Source organism: Rahnella perminowiae (assembly GCF_019049755.1).
Taxonomy (GTDB): Bacteria; Pseudomonadota; Gammaproteobacteria; order Enterobacterales; family Enterobacteriaceae; genus Rahnella; species Rahnella perminowiae.
In genome coordinates, this window is the sequence record NZ_JAFMOS010000272.1 from 1 (window position 1) to 3,311 (window position 3,311).

Annotated in this window: 2 protein-coding genes; both read right to left on the minus strand. The window is 42.1% G+C overall.

Going from position 1 to position 3,311, the window contains the following annotated elements; translation table 11 throughout:
* A partial coding sequence (locus J1785_RS02170) for an oligosaccharide flippase family protein (protein WP_217218706.1) occupies nucleotides 1–945 on the minus strand: 945 nt, incomplete at its 3' end.
* A gap of 110 nt (nucleotides 946–1,055) precedes the next feature.
* On the minus strand, nucleotides 1,056–3,206 hold the full coding sequence (locus tag J1785_RS02175) for a polysaccharide biosynthesis tyrosine autokinase (protein WP_217218707.1): 2,151 nt from the start codon (nucleotides 3,204–3,206) through the stop codon (nucleotides 1,056–1,058).
* Nucleotides 3,207–3,311 lie beyond the last annotated feature (105 nt).

Below are 3,311 nucleotides of genomic sequence, written 5' to 3' on the forward strand. Positions count from 1 at the left end.
CTTATACTCTTCTCCTGCAACCATATTGTATATTTTTTCAGGCAGTAACTGCGCAACAACGGTTATCAGTATGCTCAGAAAAAAATACCCGGCGAAGATCAGATTAAAATCACTTCTCCTGATTTTATTATTCCTTAACTGGCTGTACAGATGAGGGGTCAATGCCTTATTCAGCGCCATCAGCACTACGGTAATAATCACACTCAGCTGAAATGCTGCTGAGTAATTCCCCAATGTGGCACCGGGGAAGTATTTACTGATCATAATCCTGTCCAGTCCGGATCGGGCCAGAAAACTCAAATTATGAATAATGAGAGGAACGCCAAAAAGTAAAAGTTGCGATGATGTCTTTTTAAACGTCTCAAAACGAAAATCTACCTGCTTCAGCCAGACTCTGTTTGACCAGGAAGCAAAAAATATTGAGAGCAGAAAGCCCATGATAATCGCGTAAACCCTGGCCTCATAGTTCGCCCAAAAATAATACAGAAATAATAATGTCATAAAAAATGACATTGCCGCATTAAGCACTTGTGCTATCAGGTATTTTTTCGCTTCTTTTCTGGCCTGACTGACCGAGACCAGATTGGTGTAAACACACTGCAGATAACCTGCCAGCGCTGCAAGGATGATAATTTCATGGCGGTAAAAAACATACAGGACATGGATGTAAAGGATGAAGGCAATGGATAAAATAATGACAGAGGAAAAGAAATAATCTGCAGAATGATATCTTTTTTGCGTGTACTCATATCTAATAATCGCGGCTGATGAATTGAGCCCAATGAAGACAAAGAAGATCGACACATAAGTATTGAATAAAGATATTTGTCCGTACTGTTCAGGCCCCAAAGCACGGGAGAGAACAGGGAGCAGAAGGAAAGGGAAAATTTTTACAAATAACTCTCCGCCAACATAAATAACACTGTCGCTGAATATCTTATTCATTATCTTTCCCTGAAAGATATCATAATGATCCTGGTTTAGTTAAGACCAGTCAGGAGCAAACACCACTTCTCGTAGAGTTCTGCCTATGTCCTGATAACGTAGTGTGATTTTCATAGCTCAGATGCATGATATTCATATATTTCTTTTTTACCATAGCTATAGAAACCAGAAAATTTATTCACCACTGCGTTGAGCACCCCGCCGCTAATATCAATATTATTTCTTTTGAATACTCTGATTGCAGATTCTATTTCACGTACTGTGCTCTGCTCGAATTTAGCAACCAGCAGAGAAATACCCGCATGTTTCCCGATAATAACGGCATCGCTTACCGCCAGAACCGGCGGTGCATCCAGTATTACGAGGTCGTAATTCTCTGAAGCCCATTGAATAAGTTGGCGATATTCCTTGCGCATCAAAAGTTCCGATGGTTTTCTGGATAACTTCCCGCGCGTAATGATATCCAGCCCCGGAATTTTACTGCTCTGGACCGCGTCTTTATACATGATGGAACCTGCAATAGCCTCTGATAAACCTACGTTGTGAATATCAAAGATCCGGTGTGCATACCCTTTTCGCATATCGCAATCAATATATAAGACCCGTTTTTCAGCCTGGCTTATCACCACAGCAAGGTTGGAACTGATGAAGGTTTTACCTACCATCGGGGTAGCACCGGAGATCATCAATACATTTGATCCGGATTCCATCAGCGAGAAATATAAACTGGTTCTTAAATTTCTCAGGGCTTCAATGGCAATATCTGACGGATTCTCAAGTGCCAGTAGGCTTAAGCGTTGCCCATCCTTAATAGCGTCAGGATCGGGGTTATTTTTCCACTCTGATAGCGGCACATTTGAAATAATATTCAGACCGATGTCTTCAAGTATTTCGGCGGAATCAATGCCATGCTGCAGTGAGACTTTTGCCAGGATAAATCCAACGGATGAAATCATTCCCAGACAGGCAAAAATAAATATCACCCTGATTTTATTGGGCTTCACGGGCTTTAATCCTGTGACGGCACTGTCGATAATCCTGACCGTGCCGATTGTGCTGGCCTGGCTGATTTTTAGTTCTTGCTGCTTATTTAAAAGCTGCATATAGATAAGTTGTCCCGACTGAACGTCACGCGTCAGCCTGACCACTTCCTGCTGCATCTGAGGCAATGTGCTGATTTTTTGACTCAGATTTTCCTTTTCTTCTTTCAGTACATGGATTTTTTCAATTAATGCCACGTATGCAGGATGCTGCTTTGTATAGAGCTTTGAAATCTCAGCTTCTTTAAGGATAAGCTGGTTAACCTGACCATCCAGTTGAACCAGGCTGTCGAGGGCCGACTTTGCTTCCATCGGTAAATCCACCGAATTATTTCGGCTTCTGAAGGTGTTTAATTTCGCTTCTGCGATCCCAAGGTTGTTTTTTACCAAGGGAAGCTGACTCCTGAGAAACTCCAGACTTTTTTCTGCTTCTTCTGATTTCCGGTGGATACTTTGGCGGGCATAGTTATCAATAATTGTCTGGAGAATACGCTTAATTTGTTTACGATCATTGCCACTGTAGCTGATAGTCAAAATACCCGTATCTTTTCCCTGATCCATGACGTTGACATTGGTTTGTAAGTCACTGATCACCTTGAGCACTTCGACTTTTATAACGGTGAACTTATCGCCTTTGCGCGCATTGATTGCGTTGACTTCAATACGAAACTCCGGAGTTTCTAACACCCTACCGGCCATTCCCGATGTGGTCGTGCCGGAAGGTGATGTTATCTGATAATTAGCATTCCCGAGAATTTCAAGCGTATAAGGGCTTCCGGTCACTCCCTCGCGTGGTTCAAAGATATCCACCGTGATCTGCGGCAATCCTGACGACGAATATCGCCGTATCGCCTCACCAATAATGGGAAAATGGGCAAAACGGACTTCTGTATCCAAATTTAACTGAGCGACGGTTTCTCCCAGTATTGCCCGGGAAGTAATCAATTGTTTTTCTGTCAGTGAAACAGGTGATTTCGCCGGCAATAATGGCGAGATATGACTTATCATATCGGTTTCGCCTGAGGATTCGATCTGAACTAACGCATCAGTATGATAAACCGGAGCCGACAGAACGGCATATAACAGGCCAATGATGGCAAAGATTAAGGTAATGACAATAATAGTGTATCTTCGGTCAATAACAGCGCCAACGTTTTTGCGTAAATCAAACTCATCCTGGCTATTTTTATTTTTAAAGTGATTCGTTATTTTCACACTCATTTTAAACCCTGATCATCTAAAGCCGCCTTCCAGCCAGATACTGACTCATTTATAAGAGAGAATATAAAATTAAAGGTTGTTATATCTCCCTGTCTCTTATACACA